The sequence below is a fragment of the Ensifer adhaerens genome, from assembly GCF_013283195.1.
Classification (GTDB): Bacteria; Pseudomonadota; Alphaproteobacteria; order Rhizobiales; family Rhizobiaceae; genus Ensifer; species Ensifer adhaerens_G.
Genome location: NZ_JABEKT010000003.1, coordinates 527,803 through 542,025, shown reverse-complemented (window position 1 = coordinate 542,025; position 14,223 = coordinate 527,803). Strand labels below are relative to the sequence as shown.

Below are 14,223 nucleotides of genomic sequence, written 5' to 3'. Positions count from 1 at the left end.
CGGGGTGAAGAGCCCCCGTTCCACTTTTCCCAACGCCGGCGCGTCAACGCGCCGGCCTTTTTTCGGGTCTGAAACAAATGGAGCGCACCCAACGCGGCCCGTCCCGGTGCATGCACACCCAACAGGCCCCTGACTTCGGACCTCCATCGCGGACCGCGATAGGCGCGGTTTCAGAATGGAATAAGGAGAAACAAATCATGAGCAAGAAAGTGGGAATCGACCGAGCCGACATCTACACGAAAATCAGCGATCGGATCATCGAGGATCTGGACAAGGGTGTGCGTCCCTGGATGAAGCCATGGAGCGCCGCCAATATGCATAGTCGTATCACGCGGCCCGTGCGCCACAACGGCCTCCCCTATTCAGGCATGAATGTGCTGCTGCTGTGGTCGGAGCAGATATCGCGGGGCTTTTCCTCCTCGATGTGGATGACGTTCAAACAGGCCCTGGAACTCGGAGGTGTTGTCCAAAAAGGCGAGACAGGTTCGACGGTCGTCTTTGCCAGCCGATTTACCAAGTCGGTGGCCGACGGAAACGGAAACGATGTCGATCGGGAAATTCCGTTCCTCAAAGCGTATTCCGTCTTCAATATCGAGCAAATCGACGGTTTGCCCGAAAGCTACTATATCCCGCCGGCCACGGTATGCGATCCCGTTGCGCGGATAGAAGCCGTTGATCGCTTCTTCCGCAATACGGGCGCGGTGATCCGGCACGGCGGTAACCAGGCCTATTATTCGCCGGTCATGGATTACATCCAGATGCCGCCCTTCGAGGCGTTTCGCGATGCAGCCGGGTACGCAGCCGTCCTCAGTCATGAGGCAACCCACTGGACAGCGGCGCAACACCGCGTCGGCCGTGACTTGTCGCGTTATGCGAAGGACCGGACAGACCGGGCGCGCGAAGAACTCATTGCCGAGCTCGGCAGCTGCTTTCTCTGCGCCGATCTCGGGATCGCGCCCGAACTTGAGCCGCGGCCGGACCATGCTGCCTATCTGCAGTCATGGCTCTCGGTTCTGGCAAACGACAAGCGGGCGGTATTCCAGGCGGCGGCACATGCGCAGCGAGCCGTTGCATTCTTGCATTCGCTGCAGCTGGAGGCAGATGTGAAGGCGGCGGCCTGACATCAATGGATCAGGAACGGGCGTCATCACCTTTGGCGGCCGCTTGATCCACGTTCCGCTCGTCGTTCAGACCTTGAGCAATATCAGCACCCAGCCTCCCCCATATCGACAGCCTCTGAGCATCAGGTTTGGGTTTGCGGGACGGTTTGCGTTCGATGATGAACGGCTTTGTCTGCTGACGCATTGATCCTCCAGGCTGCGATCGCGACCTCACGATACCGCATAGATCGTCTCGGGCAAGCGGGCTGTTCGAAGGTCAAATCCCGGATATTGCACCTGATGTGATGGATATCGGTGGGAAGAAGGAGCAGCAGCCGTGCAGCGCTTCCTATGCGGTGCTGAACGCCTTTGTCATATCCTTTCACTTCAGAGTTTCCGGCAACCCATCTGCGGGCTCGATGAGGCATGTCTGACCGGAGACCGGCTTCGCCTCGATCGTCTTCCCGCAACGGCAGTCGCAGATTTCTTACCCCGGATCCCTACGGTCTCCTCCTCGCCAGCTAACAAATCTGCGACTTGCCGCCCTCCATTGCATTGCGGCCCAATCGCCACCCCAACGCGCGAGCGCGATGGGGACCCCGGCTGGGTGCGGTCCGATCGTCCCCGGTCTTTGCGACTGCCATCGAGGCCGCGATAGGCGCGGCCCGAACTCGAAAAGGAATACGACAATGGCAACCATCGGCACCTTCACCTCGACCGAAAACGGCTTCACCGGCTCCATCCGCACCCTCGCCCTCAACGTCAAGGCGCGCATCGCCCGGGTCGAGAGCCCCTCGGACAAGGGCCCGCAGTTCCGCGTCTACGCGGGCAGCGTCGAACTCGGAGCAGCCTGGCAAAAGACCTCCGAGCAGGGCCGCGACTACCTCTCGGTCAAGCTCGACGATCCGAGCTTCCCTGCCCCGATCTACGCAACGCTCGCAGAGGTCGAAGGCGAGGATGGCCTCCAGCTGATCTGGTCCCGCCCGAACCGGGACTGAGTTTCTCAGGGGCTCCGCCGTCGGCGGGGCCTCGTCTCTACATAGAAGACAAAGCCAGACCCGGCATCGAGCCAGGTCCGGCTTTTTTGGTGGCATACGGTGAGCGGGGAAGCTGCTCAGAGTGAGTGATCCTACCAAGCTGGCATGTCGGCCCCAAGGATGACCGGTTCCCCCAATTTTCTCCGCCCGCCCAGAGGGCAGCCTACGCAAATCGGCTCCCCCACTCCCCGGCTTTGCCGGTCGCTGGCGCGATCCCTGACCCCGCCATCCCGTCTCGGGGCCGCCGGTCATCTTTCGCAAACGTCAAGGAGACGAAGATGACCTACAAACTCGAAATCCAGATCGAAGAGCTGCGGGCCGAGCTGCGCAACGCTGTCGATGGCGCGGAGCGCCGCGAGATTGAGACAGAACTCGAAATCGCCCAGGCAGAACTGGCCGTCGCGGCCGCCGAGATGTTTGGCTTCGCAGAAGCCGAGCCGCCTTTTTGAGCCGGGCGACGTCATCCACGATCATCATGATTGATCTGCTGCAGTTTGCTGTCGATCTCATTTCATCGACACAGGGAAAGATGCGGATCGTTCGCCCCGCCGCAACCTGATGACGGCAGAATTTTCCTTGGCCGCGGCTCCTTGCGAAACAAAATTCAGCCGCCATCAGATCCTCCGCTGCTACGGCCGTACGCGCCTTCCCATTGCGCAAGCGCAACGGGGTCCCTCGGTGCTGCCCTTCTTCCCGATCCGCATTTCATCCTCGCGACGAAACGCAATCGACAGGAGAAATCAAATGCAACAACTCGCCAAATTCCTAGCGCAACAGGCCGCCGTCTTCGGATCCTTGCAAAGGTGGTCTGTCACCTCTTTCGCAAGGCCAAGCTCGGACTGAAGATCGCGATCAAGATTCCGTTCTTCGTCAAGGTCGAAGTCAATTTCGAGACCGACTGGGACCGGCGGCGATAGCCGCCGTATCGGCCCGGTTCGCCGGGCCGATGGCCCTCAGCTCAGCACCATGGCTCTCGTCTGCCACTCCATGTTCTGGCGAGGCCTTCTGAGACGAGAATGTCACCGAGGCTCCTGCCGTCGCGAATGAGAACGCGCAGCTTACGACCATAACGGTCAGTATCACGGCCCGGCCAGGCCCGGAGTTCGAAAGGGCCATCATTGATGAGCTCGAGCATTCTGTCCGTGGCGTGGTTTCCAAGATCCAGTTCGGACGAACATTTCGGTTCGCTCACCTCTGGCGTGTCGATATCCGCGACACGGATCTTCTGGCCGCCCAACCAGATCGTATCTCCGTCAACGACGCATGCCGTGCGCGAGCCGTCGACGCATTTTTGAAAATGCAAACTTACCTTTGTCCTGGCATCGCGAGTGTCCGCATAATCGTTTGCCGAGCCGCTGAAAGCTGGGAGGATTGTGATCGTCGCCAGTACGATCAGTTTGACGAAGCCCCTCATTCGCCGATGTAGGATATCAACAGACCTAGTTTTCATGCCTATGCCCCAAATTCTATGAACAGGTATCAATCATGGGGCGGCGGTCCATGCACAACTGCGGAATAGCCGCGCCGCCTCTTCTGCCGGAGGAGATCGAGAAAAAGGACGACGGCCTCGCGCTCGGATGCAAAATGGTGGCACATCGTCTGCCCCCTCGTTCCGATACGTCCCCAACACCGCGTCAGGCAAGTCTCTCCGAACAGGTTCGGCTCGATGGCCATCGAATAAAACCGGGCCATGTTTTTCGACGCGTCCGTTCTCTCGGCATAGAGGCGGTAGGGCTGAGTGATCATGCTGATATGATCGTGTTTCTGGAGTACTCTCGTCCAACGAGAGTTATGAATCACTCAGTGTCCTTCGATTCATTTTGGTGATGGAGAGACCCTGGCAAGGCTGAGCGGTCCGCCTGCGGCGTACGGCTCTTTTCGCTGAAGCGAACGAAACCCGCACGCGGCCTTCGCCCATCCGAGTTACGATCCTTCCGCAGAGAATCCGGTTCCCGCCGTGTCCTCTTTGCTGCTGCTCCACTTCTTCATGGATGGAAGCGACCGTCTTCAACACATGCCCTCATCTCCTCCCGGCGAAACCATATCGCACGCCCGCATCGCAGCGGTGCGTTGCCAGCCGTGAACACGATCTGCTCGTCTGCCCTCATTCGAAGGACTTCATGCGGCTGGATCAGTGGCCGGGCCGCTAACTGCTTTGACCTTGTCCGCGATGATCCGCGTGATTGAACACTGCGGCTAACCTGATCGATCTCGACTGTCGTCATGCCGCAGCGACGCGAGATGTAGTCAGCAGTCTCCGGATCGTTGATCGCGGCGAAACTGATCCAGCTCGCACTCTCGAACCACTTGCTCGACGCGTCGCGGCCGCCATAGGTCTCGCGCAGTTGGCCGATCGACTGGTAGATCATCGTCAGCGTAATACCGTACCTTCTACCTGCATCTCGCGCGGTCTCCAGAATTCGCATGTATCCGAGGCGGGCGACCTCATCGAGCAGGAACAGGGTGCGCCCTTCCATCGCACCGTCGCGATTGTAGATCGCGTTCAAGAACGAGCCGATCACGACTCGCGCCAACCCGGCATGCGTCTCTAGCGTCTTCAGGTCTATGTTGATGAACACGTCCGCTTTGCCGGACGCGATATCCTCGGTTCGGAATGTTGTTCCTGAGACCAGCGCCGCGTAGTTTTGGTACGAAAGCCAGTGCGTTTCCTTGATGGCGTTGGCGTAGACACCGGAAAAGGTTTCCGGCGTCATGTTGACGAACGCGGCGACGTTCTCTTTGACAAAATCCGACTCCGAATTGTCGTAGATGTCCTGCAGTCGCTGCCGAAGCTTAGGTTCCGGCTCAGATAGATTGGCGCGCACCTGGCGGAGCGTTTGCTGCTCTACCGGCGTGTGGCCGGATAGGCAGACGTCGGCAATGATTGCCGTCAGCAGCTGCAGGCCGGAGGCTCGGAAGAAGTCGTCTCGCACCCCGCTCGCGCGAGCGCTATCGCTCATAATCCATGACGCGACCGATGCGATATCCTCCTCCTTCGTGCCGCCAAACTGGCCGACCCAGTCCAGCGCATTGAAGCCGGTTGCCGGTTTCCTGGGATCCAGGATCCTGACACGGCGTCCGGCTCCCTCCCGATGTTTCGAAACCATGGGTGCGACCTCGTTGGAAGGGTCGAGCACAACAAGGGATCCGCCCCATTTCAGTGCCGTCGGGATCGTCACCGAGGTCGTTTTAAAACCGCCGGAGCCGGCAAAGACGATCCCATGGGACGAGCCGAAGGATCCATCGAAGCAGAGCAGCGGAGCCTTGCCCCCGTCACCCCAACTTTCCCTGTCATCGGCACGGAACCCTCGCGCCGCCGCGCCATTGTGATCGACGCGATAGCGCTCCCCGACGACGATGCCACCAGTATCAGCGAACAGGCGTTCGGCTTCGCGCATTTTCATCCAATCCGCCTCGCCATGGAGGGCGCGCTTTCCGACAATCCGCTTGGGCTCCGGTTTGAGGAAAGCTGCGTTTCCCATCACGGCAACACGAAGCGCGAAACAACCGGCCATAAGCACTCCAGCCGCACCGATCATGGTTGCGGGATCGAGATAGGTGAAGATCGACTTACTCGTGCGAACCTTGTCGGCGAACGCAGCCAGCCGCGATGTCTCGCGCGCCGCCCCTACCAGAATTGCGCCGGCACTCCCGGCGACCACGCTCCAGCCAACGAACCGGATGCTCGCCGATCCCGCCGACGCGAAGAGCCAGATCAAGCCAACTGCGGCGGCTGCAATGTACGGTATCGCAATCCCTGCCCGGCCCAAGGAAAGCTTTGCCGCTTCGGTCTTCCCGAATTCAGCAATCCACGTTTCGATTCCCGTCATCGCGAGTAGCGTTGTGATCATCACTACGATGGGCACAGCGACAAGGAGGATCTTATTCGCCTTCATTGCCGAACGCCTCCGCCCCGATTGCGGTCAACCGTGCTCTTAAGCCATCGTCGGACTTCAACCGTTGCTGCAGTTCAATCAGCGCGCCGAGCAAAAGCACCCGCTTTTCGAAGCGAAGGCCCGCTTTGACGATGAGGCCGCCGAGTTCGATTTTGTCGCGCGTATCCTTCTTTCGAGCGTTAGACGTGGCGGTTCTGTTCATCCGCTCAAACCTCACTAGAGCTGCTCGAAGCCGCGCCAGCTGGGTTCGCCGACGTCTGCCCTGCGCTCGCCCCTCCCCTCTCTTTCCCGCTCGATCCGGTCTTGCCTCCGCGAAACCGTTTCGCCAGATCTTCGAAGGCCACTTGCAGGTCCGACTCGTCGATCTCGATCTCTCCGAGGCCTGCCCGGAGTGCGATACGCCCGATGCGCTCTGCTTCTCTCGTCTCCGCGTGCTTCAACTGCTCCTGGAGCTTGGCGATTTCTTCCCGGATCTTGGACGATGGCTTCTTCATCTACGGTCTGTCCTCTGCCGTGTTTATCTTGTGACGAAAGCAGAGTTCTCCAGATCGGCGTGCCGATCTACTAACAGAAATGCGAGTAGGCGCCGCCTACGCTTTTGACCATGATCCCGACCGTTCCGAAGGAGCGGATCCGAAGGGCGCAATTATACGTCGCTGATGCGACGCTCTGCTTGTGCCAGTTTGCGGTGCCTTCCGCTCCTAGCGAACCCGTTGAATTCGTTGGAGCAAGGAGCTTTTACTATCAATGGCCGTCCCGCACTTTTCAGTCAGCATCGTTTCCCGCGGATCCGGCCGCAGCGCGGTGCTGTCTGCGGCCTACCGGCACTGCGCCAAGATGGACTATGAGCGGGAAGCCCGCATGATCGACTACACCCACAAAAAGGGATTACTTCACGAGGAGTTCGTCATCCCCGCCAATGCGCCCGACTGGATCCGGCCGATGATCGCGGACCGGTCTGTGTCGAGCGCGTCGGAGGCTTTTTGGAACACGGTCGAGGATTTCGAGAAGCGATCGGATGCGCAGCTCGCCAAGGACATTACCATAGCCCTACCGATCGAACTGTCGGCCGAGCGGAACATCGAGCTCGTCAGGGAGTTCGTGGCACGGCACGTCACGGCACAGGGCATGGTGGCCGACTGGGTCTTCCACGACGCACCTGGCAATCCGCATATTCATCTGATGACCACGTTGCGGCCGCTGACCGACGAAGGTTTCGGCTCTAAGAAGGTGGCGGTCACTGGACCTGACGGCAAGGTGCTGCGCAACGATGGCGGCAAGATCGTCTATGAGCTTTGGGCTGGCGGGCTCGATGACTTCAATTCGTTTCGCGACAGTTGGTTCTCCTGCCAGAACCGGCATCTGGCCCTCGCCGGTCTCGATATTCGTATCGACGGTCGGTCCTTCGAGAAGCAGGGCATTGAGTTGACCCCGACCATCCATCTCGGTGCCGGCACGAAGGCGATCGAGGGGAAGGCAGAGGGCGCGGCCGAGAAAGCTGCGCTCGAACGTCTGGAGCTGCAGCAGGAGCGGCGGGCGGAGAATGCCCGCAGGATACAGCGTCGCCCGGAGATCGTGCTCGACTTGATCACGCGGGAGAAGGCTGTCTTCGACAGCCAAGATGTCGCGAAGCTCCTCTATCGCTACATCGATGATGCGGACCTCTTCCAGAGCTTGATGGTGCGCATTCTGCAGAGCCCCGAAACCTTCCGGCTCGATCGCGAGCGGCTGGACTTCTTGACCGGGATCCGGGCGCCGGCAAAATACACGACACGCGAAGTGATCCGACTTGAAGCCGAGATGGCCAACCGTGCGATCTGGCTCTCGCAGCGGTCATCACACGGTGTTCGGCAGCCGGTGCTCGAGGCGACATTCGCGCGTCACGATCGGCTGTCCGACGAGCAGCGCATGGCAATCGAACACGTTGCTGGCAACGAGCGCATCGCAGCCGTGATCGGCCGGGCGGGGACCGGCAAGACCACAATGATGAAGGTGGCACGTGAGGCCTGGGGAGCCGCCGGATATCGTGTCGTCGGTGGCGCGCTTGCGGGCAAGGCGGCGGAAGGTCTGGAGAAAGAAGCCGGCATCGTCTCGCGTACGCTGTCTTCCTGGGAACTCCGATGGAGCCAGGGGCGTGGACAGCTCGACGACAAGACGGTCTTTGTTCTCGACGAGGCGGGGATGGTGTCGTCGCGGCAGATGGCGCTGCTCGTTGAAGCCGTCACCAGTGCCGGTGCCAAACTCGTACTCGTCGGTGATCCGGAGCAGCTTCAGCCGATCGAAGCCGGTGCCGCGTTCCGGGCAATCGCCGATCGCATCGGCTATGCGGAATTGGAAACGATCTATCGCCAGCGTGAGCAATGGATGCGTGACGCATCGCTCGATTTGGCGCTTGGCGAGATTGGCAAAGCGGTCGCAGCCTACCGGGCAAATGGCAAGATTATGGGTGCCGAGCTGAAGGCTGATGCCGTGACGCAACTCATCGCCGACTGGAACCGTGACTACGATCCCGCCACGTCGACATTGATCCTCGCTCACCTGCGTCGCGATGTCCGGATGCTGAATGATCTGGCCCGCGCCAAGCTCATCGAGCGCGGCATCATCGAGCAGGGTTCGCTGTTCAAGACCGCCGATGGAAACCGCAGCTTTGCAGCCGGTGACCAGATCGTCTTTCTGAAGAACGAGGGCTCAATCGGCGTCAAGAACGGCATGCTGGGCAAGGTGGTGGGGGCTGCGCCCGGACGCATCGTGGTCGAGATTGGCGAGGGCGAACGTCGCGCGCAAGTCTCGGTCGAGCAGCGTTTCTATAACAATGTCGATCACGGTTACGCCACCACCGTGCACAAAAGCCAGGGCGCCTCTGTTGATCGGGTAAAGGTATTGGCATCGCTTTCGCTCGATCGTCACCTGACTTATGTCGCGATGACCCGTCACCGCGAAGATCTCGGCGTCTATTACGGCAGCCGATCCTTCGCGAAGGCAGGCGGCCTGGTCGAGATCCTGTCGCGCAAGAATTGCAAGGAAACGACGCTCGATTATGCCGGCGGCAGTATTTACGGCCAAGCCCTCCGCTTTGCCGAAGCACGCGGGCTTCACATCGTCAACGTTGCCAGGACCGTCGCGCGCGACCGTCTCGAATGGACGGTGCGGCAGAAACAGAAGCTGGTGGATCTCGCCGGCCGGCTCACGGCCATCGGTGCCAAGCTTGGCTTCTCAATTTCGAAGGCCAGAACAATTTCCATAGCAGCAAAGGAGGCAAAGCCCATGGTGGCGGGTATCACCACCTTCCCGAAATCGATCGACCAGGCCGTCGAGGACAAGCTCGCGGCCGACCCTGCGCTCAAGACGCAATGGGAAGAAGTTTCGATGCGCTTCCATCATGTCTACGCGCAGCCCGAAGCCGCATTCAAGTCGGCAAATGTCGATGCGTTGTTGAAAGATCGGGAGGCCGCGGAGAAGACGATAGCGAGGATGGCAGCAGAGCCAGAAACGTTCGGCGCGCTCAAGGGTAGAATCGGGATCTTCGCGAGCCGCGCCGACAAATCGGACCGGGATCGGGCGCTCAGACACGTCACGCCGCTTGCGGATAGCATAAGCGATTATCTACGCCTACGCGGTGATGCCGAACGCCGAAATCACGCCGAGGAGTTGGCAGTACGCAAGCAGGTCGCACTCGAGATCCCCGCTCTCTCGTCCAATGCGAAAGGTATTCTGGAACGCGTTCGCGATGCCATCGACCGAAACGATCTGCCGTCGGGTCTGGAACATGCACTTGCGGACAGACAGGTAAAGGCCGAGCTCGAAGGTTTCACCAAGGCGGTCACCGAGCGTTTTGGAGAAAGGACGTTCTTGCCGCTCGCGGCCAAGGATACAGGCGGCGAGGCATTCCAGCGGGTCACCTCGAACATGAACGCCGCGCAGAAAAGTGAAGTCCAGCGGGCTTGGAACATGATGCGGACGGTACAGCAGCTATCGGCCCATGAGCGTGCAGTGACGGCCCTGAAAGTTTCGGAGTCCATCCGTCAGACGAAGAGCCAGGGGTTGGGGCTGAAATGACGGTTGCGGTTGAAAAGGCCCCGCCGCTGCGGCTCCGTCGTCGGGCTGCGGCTGTGTCTCTGGGCGCCATGGTAATCATGACGTTCGTCGGGATCATTGGCCTCGGCGCCGCCGGCTTCCGGGTCAACCTCACGCCGAGCGAGCCCTTGGGGCTCTGGCGAATCCTGCGGCTGGATCGGCCGGTAAAGGTTGGCGATCTTGTCTTCGTCTGCCCACCAGTCTCGGACGTCATGCACGAGGCGCGCGCGCGCGGGTATCTTCGCCATGGGCTTTGCGCCGGCGGCTTCGCGCCGCTGATCAAAACCGTGGCCGCGACCCCCGGTCAACACCTGGAGGTCGACGATATGGTGCGTATCGACGGGCGATCACTTGCGCACTCGCGGTTCATGACACGGGACGGTCGGGGACGAGAGATGTTGCCCTATGGCGGAGGCGTCATTCCGTCAGGAGAAGTCTATCTCCATTCCGATTTCGCCGGTTCGTTCGACTCTCGGTATTTCGGACCTCTTCCCGTCAAGAACCTCCTCGGACTGGCACGGGAGGTATGGACCTATGCGCCTTGATCATCTTCGCACGACAGGTCTTATCGTAATATCAATTGCAATCGGGTTGATCGGCTGGAGCGGCAACACTCTGCTCTTTCCGGTCGCGACTCTGTTCCCCGCCATCTGGGCGATTGCAAGAACACGCTGGCAGGCGGCCGCCGTTTCCGCTGCATATTTCCTGGCCGCATCGCGAGGCTTGCCGCAGGGCGTGGCGAACTTCTACTCGTCCGATATCTGGCGAGGTCTCCTGCTTTGGCTGATCGCTTCTGCAGGATTTGTCATCGTGCACGCGGCACTCTGGACGCCCTGCGGCGGCAGGCGAAAACCACTTCGCTTCCTGATGGCCTGTGTCGTCATGGCTGTCCCGCCCTTTGGAATAACAGGCTGGGCGCATCCGATGACGGCCGCCGGGATCTTGTTTCCGACTTGGGGCTGGTGGGGTTTGGCGGCGATGGCAGCCGCCCTGGGCGTGATGACGACGCGCTGCTGGCCGGCTGCAGTGATTGCCATGACAGGCTTCTGGCTCTGGTCCGCCGCTCAGTGGACGGCTCCGAACTTATCTGCGTCGTGGGTGGGTGTCGACCTTGAATTCGGTGCATCCTTGGGGCGCGACGCCGGTCTCGAAAGGCAACGGGCTCTCATTGATGCTGTTCGAGCCCATCCGCCGGGGTCCACGATCGTGCTTCCAGAAAGCGCCCTCGGCTTTTGGACCGTGATTGTTGCAGGGCTCTGGCAATCAGCACTGGAAGGCACGGACATTACCGTGATCGCGGGAGCAGCTGAAATCAATGACAGCGGCTACGACAATGTGCTTGTGAAAATATCGTCAGGGGGCAGCGAGGTTCTCTACCGTGAACGCATGCCGGTTCCCGGATCGATGTGGCAACCGTGGCGCGCTTTGCATGATGGCGGTGGAGGAGCCAAGGCGCACTTCTTTGCGAACCCTGTTGTCGAGATCGAAGGTATCAGGCTCGCACCGCTGATCTGCTACGAGCAGCTTCTCGTTTGGCCTATCCTCCAATCAGCTCTACACGAGCCCGACGCTATCGTTGCGATTGGAAACGGTTGGTGGACATCAGGTACGTCGATCATCGACATCCAGCGGGCGAGCAGCGAGGCCTGGGCCCGTTTGTTCGATCTGTCTCTCGTCATCTCATTCAACACTTAAGATTAGGAGTTCGCATGCTGGATGCTGCACTGATCAAGGAATGTGCCGACCCCTCATTGAAGCCGGCCATTGTCGAACAGTTCGTAGAAGCGGTCGGCTCGGACGATCCCCTCGCCGTTACGGTCAAGTCAGGCGGTCGTCTGATCCTCGTTCCCAAACCGAAAACGCCTGAGGAGGCAATCGCAATTGTTCGCCAGAACATCGGCAGCTCCGTCGTGCGGGTCGGTCTCACCCAGATTCCGGCAGGCATTGGCTTGAGAGACAAGTCGGAGTTGAAAGCAGATCTCGTTGATCCCTGCGCCAACCTTCGAACGGGGACAGCAATGTTCTCCAAGGTCATGCGTATCGTTGCCAAGTGGTATGGAAATCCGACAGCCGAAGACGCGTTCCCGCAGCTGTTCGACGATGCGGTACACGCTTGGCAAACCGGAAAGTTCGAGGGCGAGAGCGTGTTCCAGGCACAGGATCCCGGTGGTGCGGTCGTGCAGCGATCCCCGGCGGAGGTCGACGATGCTGAAGAACATGGCGAAGACCGCCCCGGTTTGATGCCGGAAGAGGATCCAACTCAACCCCACAAGGCTGGTATCCGTGTCGATCTCTCGGGAATGGTGGGCAGAGATAAATAGAGAGCGGATCGCTGTTCCGGCGGTGGAAAGGGACGTGACCGCAGTGCTCTCAAATTACCGGAAAAGAGTAGCGGGTGAGGGCCGCTTCATCGTCTTGGATGCTGGTCTCGCTTACCTCGTTGAGATACTCGCCGCCGCCGGCAATCTCTTGCAGATTGAGTTCGAAAAGCTCTCGCTGCAACGCTTTTGACGACTTCAGGTACGATGATGACCAATCCGTCATGGAGCTATTGCCTGCCGAAGATCTTTCGGAAATCCCGCGCGTTGTTCGTCACGACGATGCGTGTCCAGCAGGATCTCGATCCTCTTTGTTGCTCTAGCCAAGCCAATGATGTGAAAGCCATCCTGGCCGTTATCGTGAGCAACGGCCGCGAGCGACGTGTGCAGGCATTCATCGATCAGGAGCGTTACGGTTTGAGCCGCATAGCCGCAGGACCGTTTGTTGGGGGCCCACGGCAGCGAGAGACGCTTTGCCGATTTCACGGTAACACCAAAGTCAGACAGTTTGCGCGGTCAGCCTAGCGCCTGGTGACAGGCAGTCCAGATCTCCGCAAGCTCGACCACACTCACGGTGAGCGACGGATAACCCTCGACGGTCTCCTGTGTGGTCGCACCCCCGAGCCTGCACGGGGGCAATGGTCCTAAGCCGCAGCATCCGTCAAGGGGCAAGACTTTCAGCCTTACCATCATCTCGAGTTCTAACCGTTGCCTGGGGGCTTATTGGTGTAGTGCGCGTTTCCAAGGCCCGTGCCAATGGTTACCACACCCCAATTGCTCACGCCCGTGAGAAAGGGTAGCTGCGACAGTCCCTGTACTACGGCATCATTGTGCATAATGAAAAAACTGTCATGGTCACCGATCTTCGGCACGACCTTGCGCAGCGCTTCGGGAAGATTGAAATGATCACCCTCCCAGTTGCCGCCGGGCAGGTTCTGGGCGCCGCGGGCTATCGACCCTTCTTCTTCGACTATTCCCGGACAGGCGATACCGACCGCCGGCGCCAGGTCCAGTTTCTTTTTGCTGGCGACTGCAATCATATCAGTCAACATTGCCGCCAGCCTATCTACGCTCGCCGTACGGCTTGGCTTTTCATCACGATGACGCCAGATTCGGGATTTGTAGACTTTCGCGTGGGCCAAGTTCTTCGCCTTGTTGCGGTTCAGCAGTACGATGCCCACGCGGATGTTGGTGCCGCCGATATCAATTGCCAGAATTGCCTTGTGCCCCTTGAGCATCCACCGAGGCAACAAGTGGGCACTCCCCACGAGCCCCGCGTCATCAGGATGATGTCGAATTTTGATCAACTCGACGGCGTTACCTTGCTCGCCCAAAATCAATTGCGCCCGCGCTATGCTGAGCGCGCCAGCAGCGCTTGAGACAAAGCCGCCTCCAACTATGATTTTCTCTGTCCCCTTCCAGCTCTCCTGCGCCAGAAAACGGCTCAATACCTCCGATAGTTCGTGGGCGAACTCCTCGACCGCGCTCCACACGACCGCGGCGGTCATGGACTTGTCTTTTGTCAGGAAATGATCGATCTCGCGTTTCGACAGGTCGGCTGTCGGTTTTCGCCCCAAGGGGTCGAGGCCGTTCCCCCGTGCGCCCTTTCGCCAGCGCTCGAGGATTTCCTGGAACGCACGCTTGTTGGCTTTGTCGCCGATGAAGCCGTCTCTGTTTCGCAGTTCAAAATTGTACTCGTTAACGTGAACCGCCGGCAGGTCACCTGCCCCATGAGTAAGAGGCTTGCCCTTACCCTTTTCCATCTCACTCCTTGCCCTGGTCTTCGCAGCCATTGTAA

General features: G+C 59.7%; 16 protein-coding genes. 7 read left to right on the top strand and 9 right to left on the bottom strand.

Features of this window, described 5'->3' with window-relative positions:
• Window positions 1–197 precede the first annotated feature (197 nt).
• Window positions 198–1,121 carry an ArdC family protein gene (locus LPJGGPFB_RS25630; protein WP_173422738.1) on the top strand — a complete coding sequence of 308 codons (924 nt, stop codon included), beginning with the start codon at window positions 198–200 and terminating at the stop codon, window positions 1,119–1,121.
• Window positions 1,122–1,131: 10 nt separating this feature from the next.
• On the opposite strand, the gene LPJGGPFB_RS25625 is transcribed toward LPJGGPFB_RS25630, so the two are convergent.
• The gene (locus LPJGGPFB_RS25625) at window positions 1,132–1,305 is read right to left on the bottom strand and encodes a hypothetical protein (protein WP_173422737.1); all 174 of its coding nucleotides are present in this window, start codon (window positions 1,303–1,305) and stop codon (window positions 1,132–1,134) included.
• A gap of 484 nt (window positions 1,306–1,789) precedes the next feature.
• Between LPJGGPFB_RS25625 and LPJGGPFB_RS25620 the strand changes: the two genes are divergently transcribed.
• Window positions 1,790–2,098 (top strand): DUF736 domain-containing protein, encoded by a 309-nt coding sequence (locus LPJGGPFB_RS25620; RefSeq protein ID WP_173422736.1) that lies wholly within the window; start codon window positions 1,790–1,792, stop codon window positions 2,096–2,098.
• Between the two features lie 317 nt (window positions 2,099–2,415).
• Window positions 2,416–2,586 (top strand): hypothetical protein, encoded by a 171-nt coding sequence (locus tag LPJGGPFB_RS25615; RefSeq protein ID WP_173422735.1) that lies wholly within the window; start codon window positions 2,416–2,418, stop codon window positions 2,584–2,586.
• A gap of 509 nt (window positions 2,587–3,095) precedes the next feature.
• On the opposite strand, the gene LPJGGPFB_RS25610 is transcribed toward LPJGGPFB_RS25615, so the two are convergent.
• The 5 genes from LPJGGPFB_RS25610 to traC all read right to left on the bottom strand — a co-directional run bounded on the left by LPJGGPFB_RS25610 (window position 3,096) and on the right by traC (window position 6,527).
• A complete protein-coding gene (locus tag LPJGGPFB_RS25610) occupies window positions 3,096–3,587 on the bottom strand; it encodes a thermonuclease family protein (RefSeq protein WP_234903043.1) in 492 nt (163 codons plus the stop codon).
• Between the two features lie 29 nt (window positions 3,588–3,616).
• The gene (locus LPJGGPFB_RS25605; RefSeq protein WP_173422734.1) at window positions 3,617–3,883 is read right to left on the bottom strand and encodes a WGR domain-containing protein; all 267 of its coding nucleotides are present in this window, start codon (window positions 3,881–3,883) and stop codon (window positions 3,617–3,619) included.
• A 239-nt stretch (window positions 3,884–4,122) separates the two neighbouring features.
• Window positions 4,123–6,033, bottom strand: coding sequence for a Ti-type conjugative transfer system protein TraG (gene traG, locus LPJGGPFB_RS25600; protein ID WP_173422733.1), 1,911 nt, complete (start codon window positions 6,031–6,033; stop codon window positions 4,123–4,125).
• On the bottom strand, window positions 6,020–6,235 hold the full coding sequence (traD, locus tag LPJGGPFB_RS25595; RefSeq protein WP_173422732.1) for a type IV conjugative transfer system coupling protein TraD: 216 nt from the start codon (window positions 6,233–6,235) through the stop codon (window positions 6,020–6,022). The genes traG and traD overlap by 14 nt, the downstream gene beginning before the upstream one ends.
• Before the next feature lie 4 nt (window positions 6,236–6,239).
• On the bottom strand, window positions 6,240–6,527 hold the full coding sequence (traC, locus tag LPJGGPFB_RS25590) for a conjugal transfer protein TraC (protein ID WP_173422731.1): 288 nt from the start codon (window positions 6,525–6,527) through the stop codon (window positions 6,240–6,242).
• 253 nt (window positions 6,528–6,780) lie between these two features.
• On the opposite strand from traC, the gene traA reads away from it, so the two are divergent.
• From traA to LPJGGPFB_RS25570, 4 genes are read left to right on the top strand one after another with little or no spacing between them, the layout of a single operon-like run.
• Window positions 6,781–10,089: a Ti-type conjugative transfer relaxase TraA gene (traA, locus tag LPJGGPFB_RS25585; protein WP_173422730.1), complete on the top strand. Its 3,309-nt coding sequence runs from the start codon at window positions 6,781–6,783 to the stop codon at window positions 10,087–10,089.
• Window positions 10,086–10,652, top strand: a complete 567-nt coding sequence (traF, locus tag LPJGGPFB_RS25580; RefSeq protein ID WP_173422729.1) for a conjugative transfer signal peptidase TraF — start codon at window positions 10,086–10,088, stop codon at window positions 10,650–10,652. Before traA ends, traF begins: the two co-directional genes overlap by 4 nt.
• Window positions 10,642–11,802, top strand: a complete 1,161-nt coding sequence (locus tag LPJGGPFB_RS25575; RefSeq protein ID WP_173422927.1) for a conjugal transfer protein TraB — start codon at window positions 10,642–10,644, stop codon at window positions 11,800–11,802. The genes traF and LPJGGPFB_RS25575 overlap by 11 nt, the downstream gene beginning before the upstream one ends.
• Window positions 11,803–11,816: 14 nt before the next feature.
• Complete coding sequence (locus LPJGGPFB_RS25570) at window positions 11,817–12,428, top strand: TraH family protein (RefSeq protein ID WP_173422728.1); 612 nt, start codon at window positions 11,817–11,819, stop codon at window positions 12,426–12,428.
• A 49-nt stretch (window positions 12,429–12,477) separates the two neighbouring features.
• Here the strand turns inward: LPJGGPFB_RS25570 and LPJGGPFB_RS33310 are convergent, their stop codons facing one another.
• The 3 genes from LPJGGPFB_RS33310 to LPJGGPFB_RS25560 all read right to left on the bottom strand — a co-directional run bounded on the left by LPJGGPFB_RS33310 (window position 12,478) and on the right by LPJGGPFB_RS25560 (window position 14,218).
• Complete coding sequence (locus LPJGGPFB_RS33310) at window positions 12,478–12,651, bottom strand: hypothetical protein (RefSeq protein WP_234903042.1); 174 nt, start codon at window positions 12,649–12,651, stop codon at window positions 12,478–12,480.
• Window positions 12,648–12,911 carry a hypothetical protein gene (locus LPJGGPFB_RS33305; protein ID WP_234903041.1) on the bottom strand — a complete coding sequence of 88 codons (264 nt, stop codon included), beginning with the start codon at window positions 12,909–12,911 and terminating at the stop codon, window positions 12,648–12,650. Before LPJGGPFB_RS33305 ends, LPJGGPFB_RS33310 begins: the two co-directional genes overlap by 4 nt.
• 215 nt (window positions 12,912–13,126) lie before the next feature.
• Window positions 13,127–14,218 carry an ROK family protein gene (locus tag LPJGGPFB_RS25560; protein ID WP_173422727.1) on the bottom strand — a complete coding sequence of 364 codons (1,092 nt, stop codon included), beginning with the start codon at window positions 14,216–14,218 and terminating at the stop codon, window positions 13,127–13,129.
• Between the last annotated feature and the right edge of the window lie 5 nt (window positions 14,219–14,223).

Coding starts and splice junctions, on each gene's coding strand:
- LPJGGPFB_RS25630 (WP_173422738.1), top strand. CDS start 198: ATGAGCAAGAAAGTGGGAATCGACCGAGCCGACATCTACACGAAAATC.
- LPJGGPFB_RS25625 (WP_173422737.1), bottom strand. CDS start 1,305: ATGCGTCAGCAGACAAAGCCGTTCATCATCGAACGCAAACCGTCCCGC.
- LPJGGPFB_RS25620 (WP_173422736.1), top strand. CDS start 1,790: ATGGCAACCATCGGCACCTTCACCTCGACCGAAAACGGCTTCACCGGC.
- LPJGGPFB_RS25615 (WP_173422735.1), top strand. CDS start 2,416: ATGACCTACAAACTCGAAATCCAGATCGAAGAGCTGCGGGCCGAGCTG.
- LPJGGPFB_RS25610 (WP_234903043.1), bottom strand. CDS start 3,587: ATGAAAACTAGGTCTGTTGATATCCTACATCGGCGAATGAGGGGCTTC.
- LPJGGPFB_RS25605 (WP_173422734.1), bottom strand. CDS start 3,883: ATGATCACTCAGCCCTACCGCCTCTATGCCGAGAGAACGGACGCGTCG.
- traG (WP_173422733.1), bottom strand. CDS start 6,033: ATGAAGGCGAATAAGATCCTCCTTGTCGCTGTGCCCATCGTAGTGATG.
- traD (WP_173422732.1), bottom strand. CDS start 6,235: ATGAACAGAACCGCCACGTCTAACGCTCGAAAGAAGGATACGCGCGAC.
- traC (WP_173422731.1), bottom strand. CDS start 6,527: ATGAAGAAGCCATCGTCCAAGATCCGGGAAGAAATCGCCAAGCTCCAG.
- traA (WP_173422730.1), top strand. CDS start 6,781: ATGGCCGTCCCGCACTTTTCAGTCAGCATCGTTTCCCGCGGATCCGGC.
- traF (WP_173422729.1), top strand. CDS start 10,086: ATGACGGTTGCGGTTGAAAAGGCCCCGCCGCTGCGGCTCCGTCGTCGG.
- LPJGGPFB_RS25575 (WP_173422927.1), top strand. CDS start 10,642: ATGCGCCTTGATCATCTTCGCACGACAGGTCTTATCGTAATATCAATT.
- LPJGGPFB_RS25570 (WP_173422728.1), top strand. CDS start 11,817: ATGCTGGATGCTGCACTGATCAAGGAATGTGCCGACCCCTCATTGAAG.
- LPJGGPFB_RS33310 (WP_234903042.1), bottom strand. CDS start 12,651: ATGACGGATTGGTCATCATCGTACCTGAAGTCGTCAAAAGCGTTGCAG.
- LPJGGPFB_RS25560 (WP_173422727.1), bottom strand. CDS start 14,218: ATGGCTGCGAAGACCAGGGCAAGGAGTGAGATGGAAAAGGGTAAGGGC.